We start from the raw sequence: 25,146 nt of genomic DNA, 5'->3' as shown, positions 1-25,146 counted from the left end.
CAATGGGTGATAAACCAATATCCTTTCGCGATGAAAATGGAAACTTTGTCTCTGCAGCCGACGTCTGGAATGCAGAAAAGCTAGAAGAGCTCTTTAATAAACTCAACCCTAAGCGCAAGCTGCGTCTGGAAAGAGAAGCATTAGCGAAAGCAGAAGAGGAATAAGACTTCTGATTTTGAAACTATAAACGCTGGGAAAAATTTCTCAGCGTTTTTAAATCTTAAAAAATGGGTTCTGATAGGTAAGTCGATTTCCTTTTAGCTTCTAAGGACCTCATTAATGAAAAAATGGAAAAAGTCAAGGCTTATCAATCTGTCGTGGCCATTGCTTGCTATTTTATGGTATAATGAAAAAAATAAATAGGAGAAGTGATAATTATGGCAAAAACGATTCATACAGATAAAGCACCAGCAGCGATTGGACCTTATGTTCAAGGAAAAATTGTCGGCAATCTTTTGTTCGCGAGCGGGCAAATTCCCCTGTCTCCTGAAACTGGAGAAATTGTTGGGACGACTATTGAAGAGCAGACCCAGCAGGTGCTGAAAAATGTTTCAGCCATTTTGGAAGCCGCTGGAACAGATTTTGACCATGTAGTCAAGGCTACTTGCTTCTTGAGTGATATCAATGATTTTGTGGCCTTTAATGAAGTTTACAAAACGGCCTTTACAGAAGCATTTCCAGCTCGTTCAGCAGTCGAAGTGGCTCGCCTGCCTAAGGATGTGAAGATTGAGATCGAGGTTATTGCCGAGATTCTCTAAAAAAGAGCGGGAGAAAACAGCTTTTTGACGGATTCTATCTGATGAAAGGATTATTATGTCTGAGAAGAAAATTCAGCTTGTCATTGTGACTGGAATGAGCGGGGCGGGGAAAACCGTTGCCATCCAGTCCTTTGAAGACTTAGGTTATTTTACCATTGATAACATGCCGCCAACTCTGGTGCCGAAGTTCTTGCAGCTGGTCGAAGGGACTACTGACAATGATAAATTGGCTCTGGTTGTTGATATGCGCAGCCGTTCCTTCTTTTTGCAAATCCAGAACGTTTTGGATGAATTAGAGCAGAATGAGAACATTGATTTCAAGATTCTTTTCCTAGATGCGGCTGATAAGGAGTTAGTGGCTCGTTACAAGGAAACGCGTCGCAGCCATCCGCTAGCAGCTGATGGACGGATTTTAGATGGGATTAAGCTGGAGCGCGAACTCTTAGCCCCTCTGAAGAATCTAAGCCAAAATGTCGTGGATACAACAGATTTGACACCACGGGAGCTCAGAAAGACCATCTCTGAGCAATTTTCAAATCAGGCTGACATGCACAGTTTCCGCATTGAGGTCATGAGTTTTGGTTTCAAATACGGTCTGCCTTTGGATGCTGACTTGGTTTTTGATGTGCGCTTTCTGCCAAATCCCTACTATAAGCCTGAGCTACGCAATCAGACAGGCTTGGACAAGGATGTCTTTGACTATGTCATGAACCATGCCGAGTCAGAAGAATTTTACCAGCATCTGCTAGGCTTGATTGAGCCCATTTTGCCAGGCTATCAGAAGGAAGGCAAGTCTATCCTGACTATTGCTGTGGGCTGTACGGGTGGTCAGCACCGCAGTGTAGCCTTTGCTCAGCGCTTAGCAGATGATTTGGCTAAAAATTGGCCGGTCAATGCTAGTCACCGCGACAAAAACCGTCGGAAAGAAACGGTGAACCGCTCATGAGAAAGCCACGAATTACAGTCATTGGCGGTGGGACAGGAATTTCAGTTATTCTAGACAGCCTGCGTAAAAAGGACGTAGAAATTACAGCCATTGTCACAGTAGCAGATGATGGAGGCAGTTCTGGTGAGCTGCGGAAAAACATCCAGCAGCTGACTCCGCCAGGTGACCTTCGAAATGTTCTGGTAGCCATGTCTGACATGCCAAAATTCTATGAGAAGGTCTTCCAGTATCGCTTTGCGGAAGGAGATGGCGTTCTAGCGGGGCATCCCTTGGGCAATCTGATTATTGCCGGTATTTCCGAAATGCAGGGCTCAACCTATAATGCCATGCAGCTTCTGACCAAGTTTTTCCATACGACAGGAAAAATCTACCCTTCTAGCGACACCCCCCTAACTCTGCATGCTGTGTTTGCAGATGGGACGGAAGTTGTCGGTGAAAGCAATCTGACCAGCAAGAGTGGAATGATTGAGCGGGTCTATGTGACCAATACCTATGATGACAAGAAGCCTGCTGCTAGCAAAAAGGTGGTTGAAAGTATCCTGGAAAGCGATATGGTGGTTCTGGGACCAGGTTCGCTATTTACCTCAATCTTGCCTAATCTCGTTATCGAGGAAATTGGTCAGGCTCTTCTAGACACCAAGGCAGAAGTGGCCTATGTCTGCAATATCATGACCCAGAGAGGCGAAACAGAGCATTTTTCAGACAGCGACCACGTCCAAGTCCTGCACCGTCATTTAGGCAGGAAGTTTGTAGATACAGTCTTGGTTAATATCGAACCTGTCCCTCATGAGTACATGGACAGCAACCAGTTTGACGAATATCTGATACAGGTGGAGCATGATTTTCAGGGGTTGCAAGAGCAGGTTCCGCGCGTTATTTCTTCGAACTTTCTGCGTTTGGAAAATGGCGGAGCGTTCCATGATGGTGAGTTGGTCGTTGACGAATTGATGCAGATTATACAGGTACGTAAATGAGCTTTACAGTAAAAGTAAAAGAAGAACTGCTGAGTCTGGCAAGCAGAGATAAAAATGAGCTGTCAGCCATGATCAAGATGTCTGGCAGTTTGGGCTTGGCCAGCAGTGGTTTGACCCTGTCTGTCACAACAGAAAATGCCAAAATTGCCCGCCATCTCTATGAGTTGCTGTCGGACCTCTATCAGGTCAAGTCAGAAATCCGCCACCATCAGAAGACCAACTTGCGCAAGAACCGTGTTTATACAGTATTTCTAGATCAGAAAGTGGAAGAAATCCTTTCTGACCTGCACTTGGCTGACTCCTTTTTTGGTATCGAGGCAGGGATTGACCAGGCTATTTTGACTGATGACGAAGCCAGTCGAGCCTACCTACGGGGAGCCTTTCTCTCAAATGGCAGCATGCGGGAGCCAGACTCAGGCAAGTACCAGCTGGAAATCCTGTCCGTTTATCTGGATCATGCTGAGGACTTGGCTGCCTTGATGCGTCGTTTTCTGCTTGATGCCAAGACCATCGAGCGCAAGAAGGGGGCTGTTACTTATCTGCAGCGGGCTGAGGACATCATGGATTTTCTCATTGTCATCGGGGCCATGGAAGCCATGGCTGAGTTTGAGTCTCTTAAGCTCATGCGGGAAGCGCGCAATGACCTCAATCGAGCCAATAATGCAGAGACAGCGAACATCGCTCGCACGGTCACAGCCAGTATGAAAATCATCAACAATATTGCTAAAATCAGTGATAATATTGGCATTGAGAGTCTACCTGTAGACCTGCAGGAGGTAGCCCAGCTTCGCATCCAGCATCCAGACTACTCCATCCAGCAGTTGGCTGATAGTCTGAGCCGGCCACTGACTAAGAGCGGCGTCAATCATCGCTTGAGAAAAATCAATAAAATCGCAGATGAATTATAAAAGCTGCTGAGCTTGAGCTCGGCAGCTGTTTTTTTATAGGCTTGTAGAATGTTTGGGTTGGACTTTTTGCTCAGGATAGATATGGTTAATGGCATTGTTGACAGCAGTAGGTGCCTCACCTAACCCAGTCGCAATCAAGTCAATCTTTCCCTCGTAGCTGCAGCAGTCACCAGCTGCATAGATACCTGGCACGGAAGTTTCTTGCTTGCTATTGACCAAAATTTTGTGACGGTTGAGCTCCAAGCCCCAATCTTTGAGATTGCCGACAGAGGATTTAAAACCGTAGTTGACAAAGAGGTGATCCAGAGGCAGAAGCTGACTTTCCTCCCCCTTGACTTGGCTGATTTCCAAGTGGGTTATCTTGCCATTCTCACCAACCAATCGACTGGGTACAAATGGTGTCTTAATCTCAACACTAGAAGCCTTGAGTTCTTCCACACTATGCTCTAAAGCTCGGAAGTTGTCCCGACGGTGAACCAGGCTGGTTTCTGCGATTTTTTCAAAAGCTAACGCCCAGTCAACAGCCGAGTCGCCGCCGCCCAGAACAACAACCTTTTTGCCAGCGTACTGGCTGATGTTTGAAACGTGATAGTGGAGGTTGCTGTAGCTTTCAGCATCATCTAGCTCCAAAGCTCTTGGTTTGAAGGCACCGCCTCCCATGGCGATGATGATGGTTTTGGTCTGATGCTGGGCTTGAGAAGTCGTGATAGAGAAGCCATCATCAGATTTAACGATATCCAGCACCGTTTCATTGAGGCAGATTTCAGTCTGGAAAGTTTCCAGCTGCTCAATCAGACGCTGTGTCAGTTCTTCGCCACTTAGATTGGTAAAGCCCGGTACATCCAGAATCTTCTTCTCTGGATAGAGAATGGCCGGCTGACCGCCCAGCTGAGGCAGGGAATCAATGATTTTAACCTTGGCTTGGCGCAGATGGGCGTAAAAAGCTGCGAATAGGCCAACTGGACCGCCGCCGACAATCGTAATATCATACAGTTCAGACATAATTTTCCTCAATCTTTTTAAAATAAACTAGCATTATTGTACCACAAAAAGGGGTTGAAATGTAGGCAAATGTTTTGAAGCCATCTTAAAAGCCCCATCAGGGGCTTAAAAATTAGATAGCAAATAAATCATTGAGGTTTTCAGCCAACGTTGGGTGGGTGAAAATTTGCTTGCCAAAGTAAGTGTAAGGAATTTTATTATCCATGGCTACTGTCAGGATATTAATAATTTCCTGAGCTCCCGCTGAGAAGATAGTTGCTCCAACGATTTCCTTGGTTTCAGTGTTGACAACAGCCTTGAAGGCACCGCGTAAGTCAGCATTGACATGTCCACGAGGCATTGCTGCGACAGGAATCTCCTTCACTGCAATCGGCAATCCTTGCTCTTGGGCTTCCTTTTCTGTCAATCCGATTTGAGCTAAAGGCGGTGTGATGAACATGCTGGTAGGGACGTTTTTACGGTCTTCCAGTGTGTAGCTGCCATCGCCAGCTAGATAGCTATAAAGGATACGGAAGTCATCCAATGAGATATAAGTAAACTGCAGACCGCCATTGACATCGCCCGCTGCAAATACACCAGGTACAGATGTTTCCAAGTGCTTATCGACCTTAATCGCTCCGCGCTCTGTCAGCTCGATATCTGTATTTTCCAGCTGTAGTGGTTCAATATTGGGCTTACGGCCGGTAGCATAGAGAAGGGCATCGAAGCGGAATTCTCCAGATTCTGTCACAACTACAACTTCGTCACCATCATTTTTGATCTGTGTAGTACGTACATTTTGTAAGAGTTGGATTCCGTCTTCTTCCATGTATTGCTTAGCTAGAGCAGCGATAGAAGGCTCAACTCGAGGGAGAAAGGCAGGAGCAGCATCCAGCACAGTCACCTGACTGCCCAATTTGTTGTAGAGTCCAGCGAATTCTAGGCCGATGTTACCGCCACCCAGAACTCCCAAGCGTTTAGGAAGTTCTTTCAGGTTTTGGATACCTGTTGAATCGTAAACATTTTTAGTATCAGTCAATCCAGGAATTGGCAGGACATTGGAAACAGCGCCAGTATTGATGACAATAGTTTCAGCAGTCAGTTCCTCTTTCTCATCGCCAGCTGTGATTTCAATGACTTTATTGGAAAGGAAATGAGCTTCCGCATCAATGATGTCAACACCAGCACCACTGATTGCTGCGTAGTTCTTCCCGTTGAGACGGCTGGTTACAGCGTTCTTCTCAGCCATGACTTGGTCGAAATCCAGGCCTTTTTCAGCTGCGACAAGCAGGGTCTTGGTTGGGATGCAGGCGATATTAATACAGGTTCCCCCGTACATAGCCTTGCTTCGCTCAATCAAAGCAACTTTTTTTCCTTGGGCCGCCATTTTGGCTGCCAATGTTTTACCGGCCTTCCCAAAGCCGATGACAATTAAATCATAGGTTAACATAATTTACCTCCATTTTTCAAAAAGATTGTATCACATCTAGTCAGAAATTGCTGATTTCTGCTACGCTTTTTTTCTTCAGTATTTTTAGTCACACTTTTTATACAAACTGTCCATTTTTGAGCAAGATTTTCGCAGTTCAAGTCAGTTTGTGTTATACTGATTTTCATTATTTATTTTAGGGGGATAAAATGTCTATTATTACTCTGATTTTGGCAAGCTTGGTTGCCTTGGAATTTTTCTACATCCTGTACTTGGAGACCATTGCGACGACTTCTGCAGCAACAGCTCGGGTTTTCGGTATGTCACAAGAGGAGTTGGAGCAGCAGTCGGTCAATACACTTTTCAAAAACCAAGGAGTTTACAACGGATTGATAGCTGTTTTAGTGCTGATTGCGGCCTTTGTGCAGTCTAGTCCGGTTTGGCTGGGAATTTTTATGGTTTATATCATCTTGGTGGCAGCATACGGTGCAGTGACCAGTGATCCTAAAATCCTGTTCAAGCAGGGAGGGCTGGCTATGCTGACCCTACTTAGTTTATTTTTCTAAAATAGAGTGAGGAAGTGATTTCCCGCTCTTTTTTTATATAATGATTGACTTTTTTGTTAGACAAGTGTAGAATAAAAATAGAATAGCATTATTTAGAAAGCGCGTGGGAACGATGAAAAGATCTATTAAACGTTTGCCAGACGGGGAATTTACTATTTTAAAAGTAATTTGGCAGCTGCCTACCCCGACGACCTCTGCCCGTATCATGGAAAAGCTGGGACCAGACAATCACTGGAAGCCCCAGACTTTGCTGACAGTCTTGGCTCGCTTGACTGAAAAAGGCTTTTTAGAAAGTGTCCGCAAGGGACGTGAAAGGCAGTATACAGCCTTGATCTCAGAAGATGAGTATCTGGAAGTTGAGGCTTCGGATTTCTTGAAGCGTCACAGTGGCCGTTCTATGGGCGGGTTTGTCAAAACACTCTTTTCTTCTAACTCCTTTTCGGAAAATGAATTGGATGAGCTGCGCAGTCTGCTCAACCAAGGAAAGTAGGATGGAGGATAAGCATGAAACAATTCCTTCTTTCTTTTCTTCTGACCAGTTTGTCAACATCCATTTTGGTGCTTTTGCTTAGTCTGCTTTTTACGGCCTTTAAGACTAAGATTTCGGTCAGAGTGAAGTATTTTATTTGGTTTTTGATATTGCTGAGTTTTCTGTTTCCGTTCCGTCCTCAGTTTGGCTCAGGCCTGATTCGGCTGAATACAGGATCGGTAGTTCAGACAGCAGTGACTGCCACCCAGACAGGTGGTGCTCAGGGTGCTTCTCCAGCAGTTGAAAAAGCTGCCCAGCCAAATCTGTGGGAGGCTTTTCTGGGACTACCTTGGTTTGAAATTCTCTTTGCCATCTGGCTGATTGGCTTTGTCTTTAGTATAGGAAGATACGCTTATTCTTATATTCGCTTCAGAAAGATGCTGAAGCGCTGGGGAACGGAGTTTCAGGACGAAGAAGCGATGGCTCAGCTGCGGTCTGTTCAGCAGGAGATGGGAGTTAAGGGCCAGATTCGTCTGCTCCACTATCCTATGTCCCAAAGTCCTATGCTGCTAGGTTTCAGAGATATTTTAATCGTGCTTCCAGAACTTGACTACACAGAAGAAGAGCTGCAGCTGATTTTTAAGCATGAGCTGACCCACTATAAGCACCGCGATGTTTTAATCAATCTCTTAGGGATTTTTGCCAAGAGTCTTCATTGGTTTAATCCGGTTGTCCGCTTTGCCTGCCGTGAAACCCAGGAAGCAGGAGAAATGTACTGTGACTACGATGTTCTGAGCTGTAGAGATACAGAGTATCGGACGTTCTACGGTGAAACGATTTTGACCATGATAGACCGCAGTAAGAAGACTCCAATTGCTCTGACGACTTGCTTTTACTCTGACAAGTTTAATCTCAAGCGTCGGATTGTTGGTATTATGGATAGCCGACTGCCTAAGAGGTTTCTGTCTGCTGCTTTTGTAGTGGCCGTTCCTCTCCTTTTGCTCTTGACTAGCTCGGTCTTTGCTCTAGAAAGTCCAGCTGCTCAACAAAGCAGACCTGTTGCAGGGCAAAAACAGTCTCAAGGGTTCAGTCAGCATCAGGCTCTAGCGTCCGTCTTAAAAGAGCTGTCTCTTTCTGAAAAAGATATTAAAGATTTACAAATTTCGCGTGAGAAAGACACCTATAAAATTCGCTTCTCGCACGGGCAAACAGCTCATGAAACCATTGTCAATGCTAAGGATGGAAAACTGATCCAATCCAAGCAGCATACCATTGTCGAAAAGACGGTAACGGTTGAAAAAGAAGTCAACCCATCCTCGTCAGCTGCATCAAGTCCAGCTGACAACAGCGCTACTGCAGGCGCAGGGAATACGGGAGCAGCGGGCTCTACTGGAGCCAGTACAGCGACTGTTCAAACTCCGTCTCAGCACAGTTCCTCTCATACGACAGACACCGATGATCCGGACGATGATGATGACCATGATGACGATTAAGTAAAGGATTCTGCCAGTTTAAGTTTCTTAAAAGCTTAGACTGGTAGAATTTTATTATCTTCTCAAAGGGGGATTTGGCAATCCTCCAAGAGCAGTTAGTCATCAGTTTATCTTTATTTTAGGACGATTTTGCTTACAGTTTGTACTTCGTTTTCTAATGCTAAAAAAACTGAAAGATTATTTATCTTTTTTCTTGACATTCACAAACGACAATTGTAGAATATGTTTATAAACTACATTTGTAGAATGTTTTTGAAAAATACTGCTTGGAAAGGAGAAGAAAGCAAAGCTTATCCAGACGCTTGTAGGATGCAGAGCGGAAGCTCTATTTCTTTTAAAAGCACAAACTACATTTGTAGAATCAAAGGAGAATTCAAATGAAACAAAAGCAAATCCAAACAAACTTCCAACGAATCGAAACGAAGTATATTCTTGACCGAGCAATGCTAGCTCGTCTTGAAGCTGATATGAGACCTTACCTCACCGCAGATGATTATGCGACATCCACCATTTCTAATGTGTATTTTGATAATGATGAGTTCCAGATGATTCAGGATTCCATTGCTAGAAAAGGTGGTCGCGAAAAAATGCGGATGCGGACTTATGCTGAGCAGCCAAATGATGATAGTCAAGTTTTCTTAGAAATCAAGAAGAAACGTGATGAAGTAGGCTTCAAATACCGTTTGGTTTCGAATCCTCTCTCTGTGACCAACTATATTGTGAACGGTGTGGCAGACCATACTATTTCTGATGACCGGGTCAAGGCAGAAGTGGAGCAGTTGCAGGAGCGCTATATAGACTTGAAGCCAAAAATGGTGATTAGCTATGACCGCTATTCTATGAGAGGCTTGGAAGATAAAAAGGTACGCGTGACAGTTGATTCCAACATCCGCTATCGTGATTATGATGTAGACTTGGCTTTAGGCCGCTATGGACTGCCCTTGCTGGATGACGACAAGGTGATTATGGAAATCAAGGTTCCTGGTCAATACCCTCAGTGGTTGGCTGATATTCTGAATAAATACGGTCTTGAAGACCAGTCCTTCTCAAAATACGGCAATGCCTACCTGAAAACTAAAGAAAGGCTGACTCAAACAGTCAAGGCCTAAGGAGGTAGTCTATGCTCAATCAGTTATTTAACAGTATCTACTCCTCTACGGAAGTCAAGATAAATCCTTTAGCATTGATTTTTTCACTAGCAACTAGTGTGGTTTTAGGAATTATCTTGGCCAAGGTCTATAAGCGCCAAACCATTTATACCAAGGAATTTGTCGTCACCCTCTCCCTTTTGCCAGCCATTATTTCCATTATCATCTTCTTGGTCAATGGAAATCTAGGTACCAGTGTCGCCGTAGCGGGAACTTTCAGTTTGATTCGCTTCCGGTCGGCTGCAGGTGGCTCCAAGGAGCTCCTAGCCATCTTTATGGCGACAGCTATCGGGATTACAACAGGGATGGGCTTTGTAGCACTGGGAATTGTCTTTACTCTAGCTATTTCAGGCATCTGGATGCTCTTTGAAAAGATGAGCTTTACTTCAGTCAGTCCGACCAGACGTTATGTCCAGGTTCAGGTTCCAGCTGACTTTGACTACGAAGTACTCTTTGATGCTATCTTTGAAACGACTTGTAAGTCAGCCGAACTGACATCTCTCAAGTCGGCTGAAAAGAAGTCTATTAAGCTGGACTATGTTGTTGACTTGAATCCTGACATGAGCGACAGAGAGCTCATTCAGCAGTTCCTGTTCTATGATAAGGTACAGGATATTTCCCTTTCCAAAGCCGCTAAGAAGCGTAAAACCCTCTAAGCAAAAGAAGACCAGCTGCAGCAGAGCAGTTGGTTTTCTTGTTTGTATCATAAAAAGGGGATACATCATACTTACAGAAAATACTTGACACTCTTTTCTATATGTGGTATGATTATATAGATTTTGGACTTGAAGGGAGTGAAAAAAATGTCAAAAACAGTAGTACGCAAGAATGAATCACTTGATGATGCACTTCGTCGTTTCAAACGTGCGGTTACTAAAGCTGGTACTCTTCAAGAAACACGCAAACGTGAATTCTATGAAAAACCTTCTGTAAAACGCAAACGCAAATCAGAAGCAGCTCGTAAACGTAAAAAATTCTAATTGAACAAAAAAGCAGACTCCGGTCTGTTTTTTGTTTTGGTTATTTGGAGAGAAGAGGATGATTATGAGCAACAGGAAAGAAAAAAACACTGATTTTCATCAGTGAATTCTCTTTATTTTTTCTCAGCCAACAAAGCTTTGATTTCTTGCAGGACTTCCAATTCAGTTGGTCCAGCTGGCGCTTCTTCAACTTCTTCCTTCTTCTTAGCAAGGCTTTGTGCTTTTTCAGCAGACTTGACGATGAAGAAAAGAACAGTACCGATTACCAAGAAGTTAATTACAGCGCTCAAGAAGTTACCATAAGCGATCCCGTTCCATTTCAATTGAGAAATTTGCTCCAAGTTTGCAGCTTTCAAAATTGGGTTGAGGAAGAGAGGAGTGATTACGTCAGTAATCAATGAAGTGACGATTGCTCCAAAGGCGTTGGCGATGATCACACCGACTGCCAAATCAATCACGTTCCCGCGCAGCAAGAATTCTTTAAGATCCTTTAACATTCTTTCTTTCCTTTCAAGAATTTATTAATGAGATTATATTATAGCTTATTTATATGACATCCTCAAGATATTTGCTTGTCAAATATTTTACATTTGCATCATTTTAGTATAAAATATAGAATGATATTCTATGATAAATTGGAGGTATTGTCTCTTGATTGATAAAGAAATCATTTCTGAAATTAAAAACAGCGTCAATATCGTCGATGTCATAGGAGAAACAGTGGCCTTGACTAAGGCTGGGCGGAATTTTCTGGGACTCTGTCCCTTTCATGGCGAAAAGACGCCCTCTTTTAACGTTGTAGAGGACAAGCAGTTTTATCACTGTTTTGGCTGCGGCAAGTCGGGCGATGTCTTCAAATTCATTGAAGATTATCGAGGCGTTTCCTTTATGGATGCTGTGCAGATTGTAGCAGAGCGGGCAGGGATTCCCTTGGCTGTGGAGACAGCGGTCAATGACCGACCGAGACAAAGCCATCCGCACCAGGCTCTCTACGATATCCATACCGAGGCAGCGAAATTTTACCATGCGGTCCTGATGACGACCAAGATGGGAGAGGAAGCGCGGGCTTATCTCTACCGGCGGGGTCTGACAGATGATGTTCTTAAGCATTTTCAAATCGGGCTGGCTCCTAATGAGGGCAATTATCTTCATAAGAGTATGGTTGGCAAGTTTGATGAGAATACCATCATGAACTCGGGTCTCTTCAATCTGGCGGAGAATAATCTGGTCTATGATGCCTTTCAGAACCGGATTATGTTTCCCCTGACCAATGACAGTGGGCAGGTTGTAGCCTTTTCCGGGCGGATTTGGCAGTCGGCGGCCTCAGACGGCCATCAGGCTAAGTACAAAAATAGTCGCGGCACTGCTATTTTCAATAAAAGCTACGAGCTCTATCATCTGGATAAGGCCAAGCCGGTTATCAAGAAGAGCCATGAGGTCTATCTGATGGAAGGCTTCATGGATGTGATTGCGGCTTATCGGGCCGGGATTGAAAATGCTGTAGCTTCTATGGGAACTGCTCTGACGCCTGAGCATGTCCAGCATCTGAGCAAGTATTGCAAGAAGATTATCCTGTCTTACGATGGAGATAAGGCAGGGCAGGCTGCGACTGCTAAGGCTTTGGATGAGCTGAGAGATATGACGGTGGAAATTGTTCGGATTCCTGATAATTTGGACCCCGATGAATTTCTCGCTAAAAATTCTGAGGAAGACTTGCAGCATTTGCTGAGCAAAACGCGAATAAGTAATGTGGAGTTTCTGCTGCATCATCTGAAACCAGATAATATTGAAAATCTGCAGGCTCAGATTGAGTTTGTAGAGAAGATGGCACCGATTATTGCGAAGACCAAGTCCATCACAGCTCAGAACTCCTATATTTACATGCTGGCTGAGTTGCTGCCGGACTTTGACTATCAGCAGGTGGAGCAGACGGTAAATAACAGTCGGCTGGCTGAGCGCTCTAATCGCAGTCAGGAGGTGCCCACTCAGCAGTCTCAACCAGTCGTCATGCAGTTTTCGCCTTCAAACCGGCTGAGTCGGCTCATGAGGGCGGAAAATCATATCTTCCACCGCATGATACATCATCCTTTGATTTTGAACCAATACAGGCTGAGAGAAGACTTTGTCTTTGACTCAGAGGAATTGCAGGCCTTGTATGAGATTTTACTGGCAAATGGCGAGGTGACACCGCAGGATTTGTCCCAGCTGCCAGATCATGTCCAGCAGGCTTGGTACCGCGTCTTGGAAGAAGACTTGCCGGATGAGGTTTTGGAAGATGAATTGAAAGAAGTGGAAGAAACCAGAGAGCGGGAGATTTTGCGCAAGCATAATCAGTTTATTAGTAAGAAGATTCGAGAAGCTTCTCACAGCGGAGATACGGATACAGCCCTGTCCGAGCTGGAGCGCTTGATTGAGCAAAAAAGAAGAATGGAGTAGGAATGGCTACAAAACAAAAAGAAGTAACAACATTAGACGTTCAAATTGCAGAATTTATCCGCAACCACAAGCAGACAGGGGTTGCGACAGATGATGAAATCAATGACCAGCTGGTCATTCCTTTCACTTTGGATGCCGATGGGATTGAGGATTTGCTGCAGCGCATCCAGGATGCGGGCATCTCAATTACGGATAAAGAAGGAAATCCCAGCGCGCGTGTCTTAAATAACGAAGAGGAAGAAGCGGAGCTGACGGATGAAGAGCTCCTAGGCAGCAATTCAGCCAAGGTCAATGACCCAGTCCGTATGTATCTGAAAGAAATCGGGGTTGTGCCCCTTCTTAGCAATGAAGAAGAGCAGGAGCTGGCTATCTTGGTAGAGCAGGGAGACTTGGAAGCCAAGCAGCGTCTGGCCGAGGCCAATCTTCGTCTGGTTGTTTCCATTGCTAAGCGCTATGTTGGCCGTGGCATGCAGTTCCTTGATTTGATTCAAGAAGGGAACATGGGGCTGATGAAAGCCGTTGATAAGTTTGACTACACCAAAGGATTTAAGTTTTCAACTTATGCGACTTGGTGGATTCGTCAGGCCATTACCCGTGCGATTGCTGACCAAGCTCGTACTATTCGGATTCCAGTCCATATGGTGGAAACCATTAACAAGCTGGTCCGTGAACAACGTAATCTCTTGCAGGAATTAGGTCAAGATCCTACGCCTGAGCAAATCGCTGAGCGGATGGATATGACACCTGACAAGGTTCGTGAGATTCTCAAGATTGCTCAAGAGCCAGTGTCGCTGGAGACCCCTATCGGTGAAGAAGATGACAGTCATCTGGGAGACTTTATCGAAGACGAAGTGATTGAAAATCCAGTTGACTATACAACTCGTGTCGTCCTTCGTGAGCAGCTGGATGAAGTTTTAGACACCCTTACAGATCGTGAAGAAAATGTTCTTCGTCTGCGCTTTGGTCTAGACGATGGAAAAATGCGGACACTGGAAGATGTCGGCAAGGTCTTCAATGTCACCCGCGAGCGGATTCGCCAGATTGAAGCCAAAGCCCTGCGCAAACTCCGCCATCCAAGCCGCAGCAAACCACTCAGAGACTTTATTGAAGATTAGGAAATGAAGAGGAGCGAGGGGGCAGAGCAGGAAAACGTCAAGTCGGCAATCCTAGCTGAAAACAAAAGCCCCCCCTCTAGCTAACTTGAAATTTCTGCTATATCTATAAGGAGGATATTGCATGTCAGAACAAAAATACAGCCCTGAAGAAGTTGAAAAGATTAAAACGCGTATTTTAGAGAGCTTGGAGCAAGTCATTGACCCAGAATTGGGAATTGATATTGTCAATCTAGGCTTAATCTATGAAATCCGTTTTGACGAGACCAATGGAGAAACGGAAATCGATATGACCCTGACAACTATGGGATGCCCTCTGGCGGATCTTCTGACTGACCAGATTTATGATGCCATGTCAGATGTTCCAGAGGTTACCAAGACGGATGTTAAGTTGGTTTGGTACCCAGCTTGGACGGTGGAAAAGATGAGTCGTTATGCTCGAATTGCTTTGGGAATTCGCTAAGAACTGATAATAAGTGCTGGCCTGCTGCGTGCAGGCTTTTGCTTTTTTTAGCAGATTCTGTTATAATGTTCCTATTGTCTTGGGGTCGTTACGGATTCGACAGGCATTATGAGGCACATTTTGCAACCCATCTAGCGGATGTAAAACGCCAGTTAAATATAACTGCAAAAAATAACAATTCTTACGCTGTAGCTGCCTAAAAACCAGCCAGCGTGACCCGATTCGGATTGCTTGTGTCTGATGACAGGTCTTATTATGAGCAAGCTACGGCAAAATCTGGTCTAGGGATTTTGCAAGAGATTGATAGACTCGCTTGACTTGGGCTTGAGCTATGTGTCAAAGTTAAGTCAAACCAATACATAGCCTATGGTTGTAGACAAATGTGTTAGCAGGTGTTTGGACGTGGGTTCGACTCCCACCGGCTCCATTATTTTAAAGTCTTTCTAAAACGTTGAGAAATCAGCGTTTTTTGCTTTTACGATGTTCAGGAAATCTTGATTTCTATCTGAAAAAGTAATACAATGATGTTAGTGATGACAAAGGAAATATTTGTATTTCTATTGGGTTGATTTCATAAGTATTAAGGGAAGTTGGATATGAGTTTTTTTAAGAATCTGTTTGGTAAGAAACAAGAGCAAGAGGAAGAGAAAGTAGAAAAGGTTGAAGAAGCAGTGCTTGATGTGCCTTCTGAAGATCCTTTTCCTAGTGAGTGGGGCTCTTTCTCAACCTATATAGATGACAAGTTGGCTAGTATTCGTCTGAATCTAGCTTTGGCTGATGAGGCACCCTATCCTCTCTATGCTTATGCTATGAGGCTCAAGGTAACGCTCCTCCAGTACGATGGGGAGACAGGTTTTCCATCTAGTGATGAGTTTAAAGAGCTGAATGTGATTGAGGACCGGCTTTCTGAGGCTTTAGGGCAAGTCGGTGGCATTCATGTCGGTGTGATTACGACAGATGGAAATATTGAGTTTTACTACTATCTGCAAGACAAGAAAAGCCATCTGGAACCAATTGCTGAAGTGATGCGCGACTTTCCAGACCGCCGCTATGACTCGGCAACCCTGGAAGACGAGGAATGGAATCAATACTTTGACTTTCTCTATCCTAATGAATACGAGTATCAGACCATTCTCAACCAGAGGGTCTGGTACCAGCTGGAGCAGGACGGTGATGACCATAGTCAGGAGCGCGAGATTGACCATTGGGCCTATTTTGCTTCGGAGGAAGACCGAGATGGTTTCCTAAAGGAAGTAGAAGAGCTGGGCTATAGCCTCGTATCAGCTGAAAAGATAGAAGATGCTGACAAACCATATCAGCTGCATGTGATTCGTATGGATACGACGGAAATCTTTGATTTGAACCAGAATGTTTGGACTTTGGTTGAATTTGTGAAAAAATTTAACGGAAACTATGGCGGTTGGGGCTGTAATGTGGTATAATGGTTAAAGTTTTGAGAAAGCTGGGCTTTCTCTTTTGTGGAAGATTACTCAAGAGGCTTAAGAGGCTGTGTTGGAAACGCAGTAGGCGTGTAAAAGCGTGCGTGGGTTCGAATCCCATGTCTTCCGTCATAAGTTGCAAGAAACGCTGTTTGGCGTTTTTTCTCTTTGTAAAAGAGGCATGAAAGTAAGGTGATTCTTTTTGAAAATGAATTTTTTGGAAATTCTTGAAAACAATTTCAGCAAAAAAAATAAGTAAATTATTGTTCATTTTATATAATAGTGTGGTAAAATGGGATTAATGGATTTTTAAAAAGGATATAAATTAAAGGGAGAATTATGTTTTTTAAACGTCAAAAAGGTAAGTACCACGAAGTAGAGCGTGTGACTCGTTTTAAGCTGATTAAATCGGGTAAGCATTGGCTGCGTGCTGCGACATCACAGTTCGGCCTTTTTAGATCAATGAAGGGGGGAGGCCTTTCATCGATCGAGCTCAAGGTAACGGAAGAACAAGTTACCGATAAGAAGAGCGGCATAGACTTTTTGAGGGGCATTGTCGCTACGGGGGCCGTGCTGGGCGGAGCTGTTGTGACAAGCACAACTGTCCATGCAGAAGAAGGTCAGGCTCTGGAAAAGGTCATTGACACGACAGACGTTTTAGCGACACGTGGTGAAACAGTTTTAGGAGAAGAAAGCAGTGCTGCTGAAGCAGCAACTGCAACGGCAAGCTCACATACTGAGTCAGAGTCTGTATCAGATACATCCTCAGCCAGTGCCAGTGCTTCTGTCAGTGCATCTATCTCAGCCAGCATCTCAGCATCAGAGTCAATGTCACAGTTTAGCTCTGCCTCTATCAGTGCCAGCACATCTCAAGCAGTCTCAGATTCCTTAAGTGTATCTGAGTCTCTTTCAGTGTCTTCAAGTACATCTGATTCGGTTAGTGCAAGCACCAGTGCGTCCGCTAGTGCATCAGAGTCAGTCTCAGCCAGTCAGACATCTACCACCTCTACATCAGAGAGTGCTAAATCCGAAAGCAGCCAGCAGTCGACAGAAGCTTCTAACCAGACAGGACGGAGAAGGGGCCGTCGGGCGGTGACACAGCCCAATTTCAATGAGACTAACCGTGATAGAGTCAACGGTGATATGATTGACAACATCACTACAAGCTTTGATGATCAGACTCGTCTGCTGACTTGGACTATCACCTTGTCACCTAACAAAGCACAGACTGGCAATATTGGGGCGCTTGTATCTATCGGAGAAGGTCAGGAAACTACAAGCGTTACTTTTAATGGTCGAGAAGCTACTAATTCTGGGACTGTTCAGTCATCTGGAGCTTGGAACCTCTATACTGGTCGTTCAGCAGCGACTACAACACTGCGAATTGTCACCAGAGTGGCAGAGACTACAGGTAATCCAGCTATTGCCCTGCGATTGGCAACAAGTACTCAAGCTATTACAAATAATAATTTTCCTGCTGAATACAGCGAAGTCACTAGTAAGACTAGAGGAAGTTGGGATAAGATAGATCTGGATACCAATGTGCCGTTTAGAGATACGGAAAGACCAGTTGTTGATTTCCCTAGTGAAATTACTGTTTATCGTGGTGAGTCCTTTGAATTTGTTGCGACAGTAACGGATAATTCCAATGCTTTTGATCTTAATAAGACACTTTATCGTTGGTTGTATAGTAATCTTCCTGGAACCGGTACTGAATGGGTGAGATATTCAGTTGCGCAAGAAGGTAATCAGTTAAAGGTTCGAGTTTTTGGTAATGTTCCAGTCGATACAACGATTGGTGATTATACTCGTTACATAACTGCTACGGATGCGGCAGGGAACGTTAATGCAACACAAACAGAAATGGGTAATGCTGCTGTTGCAAAGACATCGGTAAATGGCCAGTTCAGATTGATTATTCGATACAAACCGAATATTCCAGAGAATACGTTAATAGTTAAGAACCCAAATCAATTATCAGAAACTGAAAAAAATCAGGTCAGAGAAGCAATTAAGCAGAGTAATCCAAACTTAAGACCACAAGACGTTGCAGGTAACAATTTAAATACTGCTATTTCCGTTTCTAATAATGGTACGACTACTATAACATTCAGAGATAACAGGAAGGCTACTGTTGAGGGCAATAAGTTGGTAGATACAAGAGAAGGAAGTACTTCCAAATCTGCAAGCACCTCCGCATCCGTCAGTGCCTCTACCTCAACAATCGAATCTATTGCGGAAAGTAAGTCAGCCTCTGCTAGTGCCTCAACTTCAGCAAGCAGTTCCGCATCTACAAGTGCTTCTGTGTCAATTAAGAGCTCCGCGTCCACAAGTGCGTCTACAAGTGCAAGTACGTCCGCGTCGACGAGTGCATCCGTAAGTGCAAGTACATCAGCTTCAACGAGTGCGTCCGTCAGCGCCAGCACATCGGCATCTACGAGCGCGTCCGTCAGCGCAAGTACCTCAGCGTCCACGAGCGCATCAGTTTCAGCAAGTACCTCAGCGTCCACGAGTGCATCCGTAAGTGCAAGTACGTCCGCTTCAACGAGTGCATCTGTGTCTGCAAGCACATCTGCGTCCACTAGCGCCTCCGTAAGCGTAAGTACGTCAGCCTCCACGAGCGCGTCAGTTTCAGCCAGCATGTCCGCCTCAACGAGTGCGTCAGTGTCAGCAAGCACGTCCGCTTCAACGAGCGCGTCAGTTTCAGCCAGCACTTCAGCGTCGACAAGTGCGTCCGTGAGTGCCAGCACGTCCGCATCGACAAGTGCATCTGTAAGCGCAAGTACGTCAGCCTCCACGAGCGCGTCAGTGTCAGCAAGCACGTCCGCGTCGACAAGTGCGTCAGTAAGTGCAAGTACGTCCGCATCGACCAGCGCGTCAGTGTCCGCAAGTACATCTGCTTCAACGAGCGCGTCAGTAAGTGCAAGCACCTCAGCCTCCACGAGCGCATCAGTAAGTGCAAGTACCTCAGCGTCAACGAGTGCATCAGTAAGTGCCAGTACGTCCGCGTCAACCAGCGCATCTGTATCTGCAAGCACATCCGCATCAACCAGTGCATCAGTTTCAGCCAGTACGTCTGCATCGACGAGCGCATCAGTCAGCGCCAGCACGTCTGCCTCCACGAGTGCGTCCGTGAGCGCAAGTACCTCGGCATCAACGAGCGCATCTGTATCTGCAAGTACGTCCGCCTCGACGAGCGCATCAGTGAGCGCAAGTACGTCCGCGTCCACTAGCGCGTCAGTAAGTGCAAGCACCTCGGCATCAACGAGCGCATCAGTAAGTGCAAGTACCTCAGCCTCCACGAGTGCATCAGTAAGTGCCAGTACGTCAGCTTCCACGAGCGCATCTGTATCTGCAAGTACGTCCGCGTCAACTAGCGCATCTGTATCTGCAAGCACTTCAGCCTCAACGAGTGCGTCCGTAAGCGCAAGTACGTCAGCGTCAACTAGCGCCTCAGTAAGTGCAAGTACCTCCGCGTCGACGAGTGCGTCCGTAAGCGCAAGTACCTCAGCATCAACCAGCGCGTCAGTTTCAGCAAGTGCTTCAGCCTCAACGAGTGCGTCCGTTTCAGCAAGTACGTCCGCGTCAACGAGTGCATCCGTATCTGCAAGTACCTCAGCTTCAACGAGTGCCTCAGTAAGCGCAAGTACGTCAGCGTCAACGAGTGCATCAGTAAGTGCAAGTACGTCCGCGTCGACGAGTGCGTCCGTAAGCGCAAGTACGTCAGCGTCAACTAGCGCCTCAGTAAGTGCAAGTACGTCCGCGTCGACAAGTGCGTCCGTTTCAGCAAGCACGTCCGCATCGACGAGTGCGTCGATATCCGCAAGTACGTCCGCGTCCACTAGCGCCTCAGTGAGTGCAAGCACGTCCGCTTCAATAAGTGCAAGTACCTCGGCGTCTACTAGCGCGTCAGTATCAGCAAGCACATCGGCTTCAACAAGTGCCTCTGTATCAGCAAGCACGTCCGCGTCGGCAAGTGCGTCAGTAAGTGCAAGCACGTCTGCCTCAACGAGCGCATCCGTAAGTGCAAGTACCTCAGCATCGACGAGTGCATCCGTAAGCGCAAGTACCTCAGCGTCCACCAGTGCGTCGGTATCCGCAAGTACGTCCGCGTCCACTAGCGCGTCCGTAAGTGCAAGCACATCGGCATCAACGAGTGCGTCGGTAAGTGCAAGTACCTCAGCATCGACGAGTGCATCAGTAAGTGCAAGCACCTCAGCATCCATGAGCGCATCAGTAAGCGCAAGTACGTCTGCATCAACAAGTGCGTCCGTTTCAGCAAGTACATCTGCCTCCACGAGTGCATCAGTAAGTGCAAGTACCTCAGCATCAACGAGCGCATCCGTTTCAGCAAGTACGTCTGCCTCAACGAGTGCCTCCGTGAGTGCAAGTGCCTCAGCCTCAACAAGTGCGTCAGTGAGTGCAAGCACCTCAGCGTCTACTAGCGCATCTGTATCTGCAAGCACATCCGCATCAACGAGCGCGTCAGTGAGCGCAAGTGCCTCAGCCTCCACGAGTGCGTCGGTAAGTGCAAGCACGTCAGCATCAACCAGTGCGTCAGTAAGCGCAAGCACATCGGCTTCAACAAGTGCCTCTGTTTCTGCAAGTACGTCCGCGTCGACGAGTGCGTCAGTAAGTGCAAGCACCTCAGCTTCCACTAGTGCGTCCGTGAGCGCCAGCACGTCAGCGTCCACAAGTGCCTCTGTATCAGCAAGTACATCCGCATCAACCAGTGCGTCAGTATCCGCAAGTACGTCAGCGTCCACGAGTGCTTCAGTATCAGCAAGTACGTCCGCATCGACGAGTGCTTCAGTGAGCGCAAGTACGTCTGCTTCAACGAGTGCATCTGTATCAGCAAGCACATCCGCATCAACCAGTGCATCAGTATCCGCAAGTACGTCCGCATCGACGAGTGCATCAGTTTCAGCAAGTACGTCTGCATCGACGAGTGCCTCTGTAAGTGCCAGCGCGTCAGCGTCGACGAGTGCGTCCGTAAGTGCAAGTACCTCTGCGTCAACGAGCGCATCTGTATCTGCAAGTACTTCAGCATCGACAAGTGCATCTGTATCTGCAAGTACGTCCGCGTCGACGAGTGCGTCCGTAAGTGCAAGTACTTCAGCCTCAACGAGTGCGTCAGTTTCAGCAAGTATGTCAGCGTCGACCAGTGCTTCAGTAAGCGCCAGCACGTCCGCGTCAACAAGTGCGTCAGTAAGTGCAAGCACCTCAGCTTCCACTAGTGCGTCCGTAAGCGCAAGTACGTCCGCATCGACGAGCGCATCAGTCAGCGCCAGCACGTCCACCTCAACAAGTGCATCAGTAAGTGCAAGTACGTCGGCTTCAACGAGTGCGTCAGTGAGCGCAAGCACATCGGCCTCAACGAGTGCATCAGTAAGTGCAAGTACGTCCGCGTCGACGAGTGCATCAGTAAGTGCAAGTACCTCAGCGTCCACAAGTGCATCAGTAAGTGCAAGTACGTCCGCATCAACGAGTGCGTCAGTAAGTGCAAGTACCTCGGCATCAACAAGCGCATCAGTAAGTGCAAGTACGTCCGCGTCAACGAGCGCGTCCGTATCTGCCAGCACGTCAGCATCAACAAGTGCGTCAGTATCCGCAAGTACGTCTGCATCAACAAGTGCATCTGTATCAGCAAGTACCTCAGCCTCAACGAGTGCATCTGTGTCTGCAAGCACATCTGCGTCCACTAGTGCATCAGTAAGTGAAAGTACGTCTGCTTCAACGAGCGCATCAGTTTCAGCAAGTGAGTCTGCTTCCACGAGTGCATCCGTATCTGCAAGCACGTCCGCGTCAACGAGTGCGTCAGTGAGTGCCAGCACGTCCGCGTCAACCAGTGCGTCCGTTTCAGCAAGTACCTCAGCATCGACGAGTGCATCCGTTTCAGCAAGTACGTCTGCGTCTACCAGCGCATCAGTAAGCGCAAGTACCTCAGCCTCCACGAGTGCATCAGTAAGTGCAAGTACGTCCGCCTCAACCAGTGCATCCGTAAGTGCAAGTACGTCCGCGTCGACGAGTGCGTCCGTGAGCGCAAGTACCTCGGCTTCCACAAGTGCGTCCGTGAGTGCAAGTGAGTCAGCTTCAACGAGTGCATCTGTATCTGCCAGCACGTCTGCGTCCACCAGCGCGTCAGTAAGTGCAAGTGAGTCCGCGTCAACGAGCACCTCTGTAAGCGCAAGCGAGTCAGCCTCGACGAGTGCGTCCGTATCAGCAAGTACGTCTGCTTCAACAAGTGCATCTGTATCAGCAAGTACGTCTGCTTCAACGAGTGCATCTGTATCAGCAAGCACATCCGCCTCAACCAGTGCATCAGTAAGTGCAAGTACGTCCGCATCGACGAGTGCATCCGTAAGTGCAAGTACTTCAGCGTCCACGAGTGCATCCGTAAGTGCAAGTACGTCTGCGTCAACCAGTGCGTCTGTATCTGCAAGTGAATCTGCATCGACGAGCGCTTCAGTCAGCGCAAGTACTTCAGCCTCAACGAGTGCGTCAGTATCTGCAAGCACGTCTGCTTCAACGAGTGCGTCAGTAAGTGCAAGTACCTCAGCCTCAACGAGTGCGTCAGTATCTGCAAGCACATCTGCATCGACGAGCGCATCAGTGAGCGCAAGTACGTCTGCTTCCACGAGTGCGTCAGTAAGTGCCAGCACGTCCGCGTCAACCAGTGCGTCAGTAAGTGCCAGCACATCGGCATCGACGAGCGCGTCAATGAGTGCCAGCACGTCAGCATCGACGAGTGCGTCAGTATCTGCAAGTACCTCAGCCTCAACGAGTGCGTCAGTGAGCGCCAGCACATCAGCCTCCACGAGTGCCTCTGTATCTGCAAGTACGTCCGCGTCAACCAGTGCGTCAGTAAGTGCCAGCACATCGGCATCGACGAGCGCGTCAATGAGCGCCAGCACGTCAGCATCTGCTAGCGCGTCAGTGAGTGCAAGTACGTCCGCGTCGACCAGTGCTTCAGTAAGCGCCAGCACCTCAGCCTCCACGAGTGCGTCCCTAAGTGCAAGCACCTCAGCCTCCACGAGTGCCTCTGTATCTGCAAGTACGTCCGCTTCAACAAGTGCTTCAGTATCTGCCAGCACATCTGCATCGACGAGTGCGTCAGTCAGCGCAAGTACGTCCGCATCGACGAGTGCCTCAGTAAGTGCAAGTACCTCAGCCTCCACGAGTGCATCTGTGTCTGCAAGCACATCTGCGTCAACCAGCGCCTCCGTAAGTGCAAGTACCTCAGCCTCCACGAGCGCATCAGTTTCAGCAAGTACCTCAGCCTCCACGAGTGCATCAGTTTCAGCAAGTACGTCCGCATCGACAAGTGCGTCCGTTTCAGCAAGCACGTCTGCATCAACCAGTGCGTCCGTTTCAGCAAGCACGTCTGCATCAACCAGTGCGTCCGTTTCAGCAAGTACGTCCGCGTCAACGAGTGCGTCAGTCAGCGCCAGCACGTCCGCATCAACGAGTGCATCAGTTTCAGCAAGCGAGTCTGCGTCAACCAGCGCATCGGTAAGTGCAAGTACCTCAGCGTCCACCAGCGCGTCTGTGAGCGCCAGCACGTCCGCATCGACAAGTGCGTCCGTAAGCGCAAGTATCTCAGCCTCAACGAGCGCGTCGGTAAGTGCAAGTACCTCAGCATCGACGAGTGCCTCAGTATCAGCAAGTACGTCCGCATCAACGAGTGCGTCAGTGAGTGCAAGCACGTCAGCATCGACGAGCGCATCTGTATCTGCAAGTACTTCAGCGTCGACGAGTGCCTCTGTATCAGCCAGCACGTCAGCATCGACGAGTGCGTCGGTAAGCGCAAGTACGTCCGCCTCAACCAGTGCGTCAACGAGCGCGTCGGTAAGTGCCAGCACGTCCGCTTCAACGAGTGCCTCTGTATCAGCCAGCACGTCAGCATCGACAAGTGCATCTGTGAGTGCAAGTACGTCCGCGTCCACGAGCGCATCAGTGAGCGCAAGTACGTCTGCTTCAACCAGCGCATCAGTAAGTGCAAGTACGTCAGCTTCAACGAGCGCGTCTGTGAGCGCCAGCACGTCCGCTTCAACGAGTGCGTCAGTGAGCGCAAGTACGTCCGCTTCAACGAGTGCGTCAGTGAGCGCAAGTACCTCGGCGTCCACGAGCGCGTCAGTATCTGCAAGTACATCTGCCTCAACAAGTGCGTCCGTATCAGCAAGCACGTCTGCCTCAACGAGCGCGTCCGTATCAGCAAGCACGTCAGCGTCTACTAGTGCATCTGTATCAGCAAGCACGTCAGCGTCTACTAGTGCATCTGTATCAGCAAGCACGTCAGCGTCTACTAGTGCATCTGTATCAGCAAGCACCTCAGCGTCAGCAAGTGAGTCAGCTTCAACTAGTTCATCCGTATCTGCGAGCGAATCCGCTTCAGTAAGTGCATCTGCTTTAGCGTTGGCAAGTATATCCGCTTCAGTAAGTGTCTCAGAATCTGCCAGCACTTCGGCTAGTCTATCTGGTTCAGAAAGTGCTTCGATTAGCGATTCTCAGTCAATCAGCGAGTCTACCTCACTGAGCACCAGCACCTCAGTCTTGCATAGTCAGCTGGATCTGGTTCATGAGAAGGAATTCTACTCATTAAGCATTTCTACAAGTGAGTCACTGTCAGCAGCAGTCAGCCTCAGTGAGCTTGTTCGTGTCAGTCAGTCTGTATCGGAAAGCCTGTCGACGAGTCTGTCAGCTAGTCAGAGCACATCTGAAAGTCTGTCCGCTTCCACAAGACAGTCTGAACTGGATCTGATTTCCAGAGGTCGTCTGCCTCAGACAGGGGAAACGGAGAGCAAGGCTTCCATCCTGGCTCTGGGCTTAGGAGCATTGGGCTTGGCCTTCAAGAGACGTAAAAAGAAAAGCGACTCTGAGGAGTAGCAGTAAATAGTGCCGCTCAGTTTATCTTTTAGTCCGTCGAAAGTTCACTCAGTTAGTGAGTTGAGGAAGTGATGGGCAGAGCAAGTCTTAAGGGAATTAATTTGATAATTTCTAGTGCTTGCTTACTAAAATACTAGACTAGGAACTAGTAAAAAGAA

General features: G+C 47.2%; 19 protein-coding genes, 1 tRNA gene and 1 other RNA gene. 18 read left to right on the top strand and 3 right to left on the bottom strand.

Annotated elements, in window-relative coordinates; translation table 11 throughout:
- Positions 1 to 2 precede the first annotated feature (2 nt).
- The 5 genes from MFP28_RS07695 to whiA all read left to right on the top strand — a co-directional run bounded on the left by MFP28_RS07695 (position 3) and on the right by whiA (position 3,586).
- Positions 3 to 164 (top strand): hypothetical protein, encoded by a 162-nt coding sequence (locus MFP28_RS07695; protein ID WP_002895966.1) that lies wholly within the window; start codon positions 3 to 5, stop codon positions 162 to 164.
- Between the two features lie 213 nt (positions 165 to 377).
- Positions 378 to 758 carry a RidA family protein gene (locus tag MFP28_RS07690; protein WP_002906916.1) on the top strand — a complete coding sequence of 127 codons (381 nt, stop codon included), beginning with the start codon at positions 378 to 380 and terminating at the stop codon, positions 756 to 758.
- Between the two features lie 55 nt (positions 759 to 813).
- Positions 814 to 1,704 carry an RNase adapter RapZ gene (rapZ, locus tag MFP28_RS07685; protein ID WP_002906915.1) on the top strand — a complete coding sequence of 297 codons (891 nt, stop codon included), beginning with the start codon at positions 814 to 816 and terminating at the stop codon, positions 1,702 to 1,704.
- Positions 1,701 to 2,678, top strand: a complete 978-nt coding sequence (locus MFP28_RS07680; RefSeq protein WP_002906914.1) for a YvcK family protein — start codon at positions 1,701 to 1,703, stop codon at positions 2,676 to 2,678. Before rapZ ends, MFP28_RS07680 begins: the two co-directional genes overlap by 4 nt.
- The gene (whiA, locus tag MFP28_RS07675) at positions 2,675 to 3,586 is read left to right on the top strand and encodes a DNA-binding protein WhiA (protein WP_002897881.1); all 912 of its coding nucleotides are present in this window, start codon (positions 2,675 to 2,677) and stop codon (positions 3,584 to 3,586) included. Before MFP28_RS07680 ends, whiA begins: the two co-directional genes overlap by 4 nt.
- 33 nt (positions 3,587 to 3,619) lie before the next feature.
- Here whiA and MFP28_RS07670 read toward each other — a convergent pair whose 3' ends face one another.
- Both MFP28_RS07670 and MFP28_RS07665 read right to left on the bottom strand, forming a co-directional pair.
- Complete coding sequence (locus tag MFP28_RS07670; protein WP_002906913.1) at positions 3,620 to 4,588, bottom strand: NAD(P)/FAD-dependent oxidoreductase; 969 nt, start codon at positions 4,586 to 4,588, stop codon at positions 3,620 to 3,622.
- A gap of 112 nt (positions 4,589 to 4,700) precedes the next feature.
- Positions 4,701 to 6,017 (bottom strand): FAD-containing oxidoreductase, encoded by a 1,317-nt coding sequence (locus MFP28_RS07665; RefSeq protein ID WP_002906912.1) that lies wholly within the window; start codon positions 6,015 to 6,017, stop codon positions 4,701 to 4,703.
- Positions 6,018 to 6,205: 188 nt separating this feature from the next.
- On the opposite strand from MFP28_RS07665, the gene MFP28_RS07660 reads away from it, so the two are divergent.
- From MFP28_RS07660 to rpsU, 6 genes are all read left to right on the top strand, one after another.
- Complete coding sequence (locus tag MFP28_RS07660) at positions 6,206 to 6,562, top strand: DUF1304 domain-containing protein (RefSeq protein ID WP_002906910.1); 357 nt, start codon at positions 6,206 to 6,208, stop codon at positions 6,560 to 6,562.
- 112 nt (positions 6,563 to 6,674) lie between these two features.
- On the top strand, positions 6,675 to 7,052 hold the full coding sequence (locus tag MFP28_RS07655; RefSeq protein WP_002895954.1) for a BlaI/MecI/CopY family transcriptional regulator: 378 nt from the start codon (positions 6,675 to 6,677) through the stop codon (positions 7,050 to 7,052).
- A gap of 14 nt (positions 7,053 to 7,066) precedes the next feature.
- The gene (locus tag MFP28_RS07650) at positions 7,067 to 8,524 is read left to right on the top strand and encodes a M56 family metallopeptidase (protein WP_002906908.1); all 1,458 of its coding nucleotides are present in this window, start codon (positions 7,067 to 7,069) and stop codon (positions 8,522 to 8,524) included.
- Positions 8,525 to 8,901: 377 nt separating this feature from the next.
- Positions 8,902 to 9,633 (top strand): polyphosphate polymerase domain-containing protein, encoded by a 732-nt coding sequence (locus MFP28_RS07645; protein WP_002906906.1) that lies wholly within the window; start codon positions 8,902 to 8,904, stop codon positions 9,631 to 9,633.
- Between the two features lie 11 nt (positions 9,634 to 9,644).
- Positions 9,645 to 10,328, top strand: coding sequence for a DUF4956 domain-containing protein (locus MFP28_RS07640; RefSeq protein ID WP_002895949.1), 684 nt, complete (start codon positions 9,645 to 9,647; stop codon positions 10,326 to 10,328).
- A 147-nt stretch (positions 10,329 to 10,475) separates the two neighbouring features.
- Positions 10,476 to 10,652: a 30S ribosomal protein S21 gene (rpsU, locus tag MFP28_RS07635; protein WP_000048054.1), complete on the top strand. Its 177-nt coding sequence runs from the start codon at positions 10,476 to 10,478 to the stop codon at positions 10,650 to 10,652.
- 113 nt (positions 10,653 to 10,765) lie between these two features.
- On the opposite strand, the gene mscL is transcribed toward rpsU, so the two are convergent.
- Complete coding sequence (gene mscL, locus MFP28_RS07630; RefSeq protein WP_002904176.1) at positions 10,766 to 11,149, bottom strand: large conductance mechanosensitive channel protein MscL; 384 nt, start codon at positions 11,147 to 11,149, stop codon at positions 10,766 to 10,768.
- Positions 11,150 to 11,303: 154 nt separating this feature from the next.
- On the opposite strand from mscL, the gene dnaG reads away from it, so the two are divergent.
- From dnaG to MFP28_RS07595, 7 genes are all read left to right on the top strand, one after another.
- Positions 11,304 to 13,088 (top strand): DNA primase, encoded by a 1,785-nt coding sequence (dnaG, locus tag MFP28_RS07625; RefSeq protein ID WP_317627896.1) that lies wholly within the window; start codon positions 11,304 to 11,306, stop codon positions 13,086 to 13,088.
- A gap of 2 nt (positions 13,089 to 13,090) precedes the next feature.
- The gene (gene rpoD, locus MFP28_RS07620; protein WP_002897871.1) at positions 13,091 to 14,203 is read left to right on the top strand and encodes an RNA polymerase sigma factor RpoD; all 1,113 of its coding nucleotides are present in this window, start codon (positions 13,091 to 13,093) and stop codon (positions 14,201 to 14,203) included.
- 121 nt (positions 14,204 to 14,324) lie between these two features.
- On the top strand, positions 14,325 to 14,663 hold the full coding sequence (locus tag MFP28_RS07615; RefSeq protein ID WP_002897870.1) for a metal-sulfur cluster assembly factor: 339 nt from the start codon (positions 14,325 to 14,327) through the stop codon (positions 14,661 to 14,663).
- Between the two features lie 81 nt (positions 14,664 to 14,744).
- Positions 14,745 to 15,093, top strand: a transfer-messenger RNA (tmRNA) gene (gene ssrA / locus MFP28_RS07610).
- A gap of 166 nt (positions 15,094 to 15,259) precedes the next feature.
- Positions 15,260 to 16,105 (top strand): DUF695 domain-containing protein, encoded by an 846-nt coding sequence (locus tag MFP28_RS07605; RefSeq protein ID WP_002906902.1) that lies wholly within the window; start codon positions 15,260 to 15,262, stop codon positions 16,103 to 16,105.
- 38 nt (positions 16,106 to 16,143) lie between these two features.
- A tRNA-Ser gene (locus MFP28_RS07600) sits at positions 16,144 to 16,231 on the top strand.
- A 210-nt stretch (positions 16,232 to 16,441) separates the two neighbouring features.
- On the top strand, positions 16,442 to 24,988 hold the full coding sequence (locus MFP28_RS07595; RefSeq protein ID WP_002906900.1) for an accessory Sec-dependent serine-rich glycoprotein adhesin: 8,547 nt from the start codon (positions 16,442 to 16,444) through the stop codon (positions 24,986 to 24,988).
- The last annotated feature ends 158 nt before the right edge of the window (positions 24,989 to 25,146 follow it).

Origin of the sequence: Streptococcus sanguinis (assembly GCF_050234405.1) — a bacterium.
GTDB classification, from domain to species: Bacteria; Bacillota; Bacilli; order Lactobacillales; family Streptococcaceae; genus Streptococcus; species Streptococcus sanguinis_W.
The sequence above is the reverse complement of the archived record's forward strand: the minus strand, read 5'-3'. Positions and strand labels throughout refer to the sequence as shown.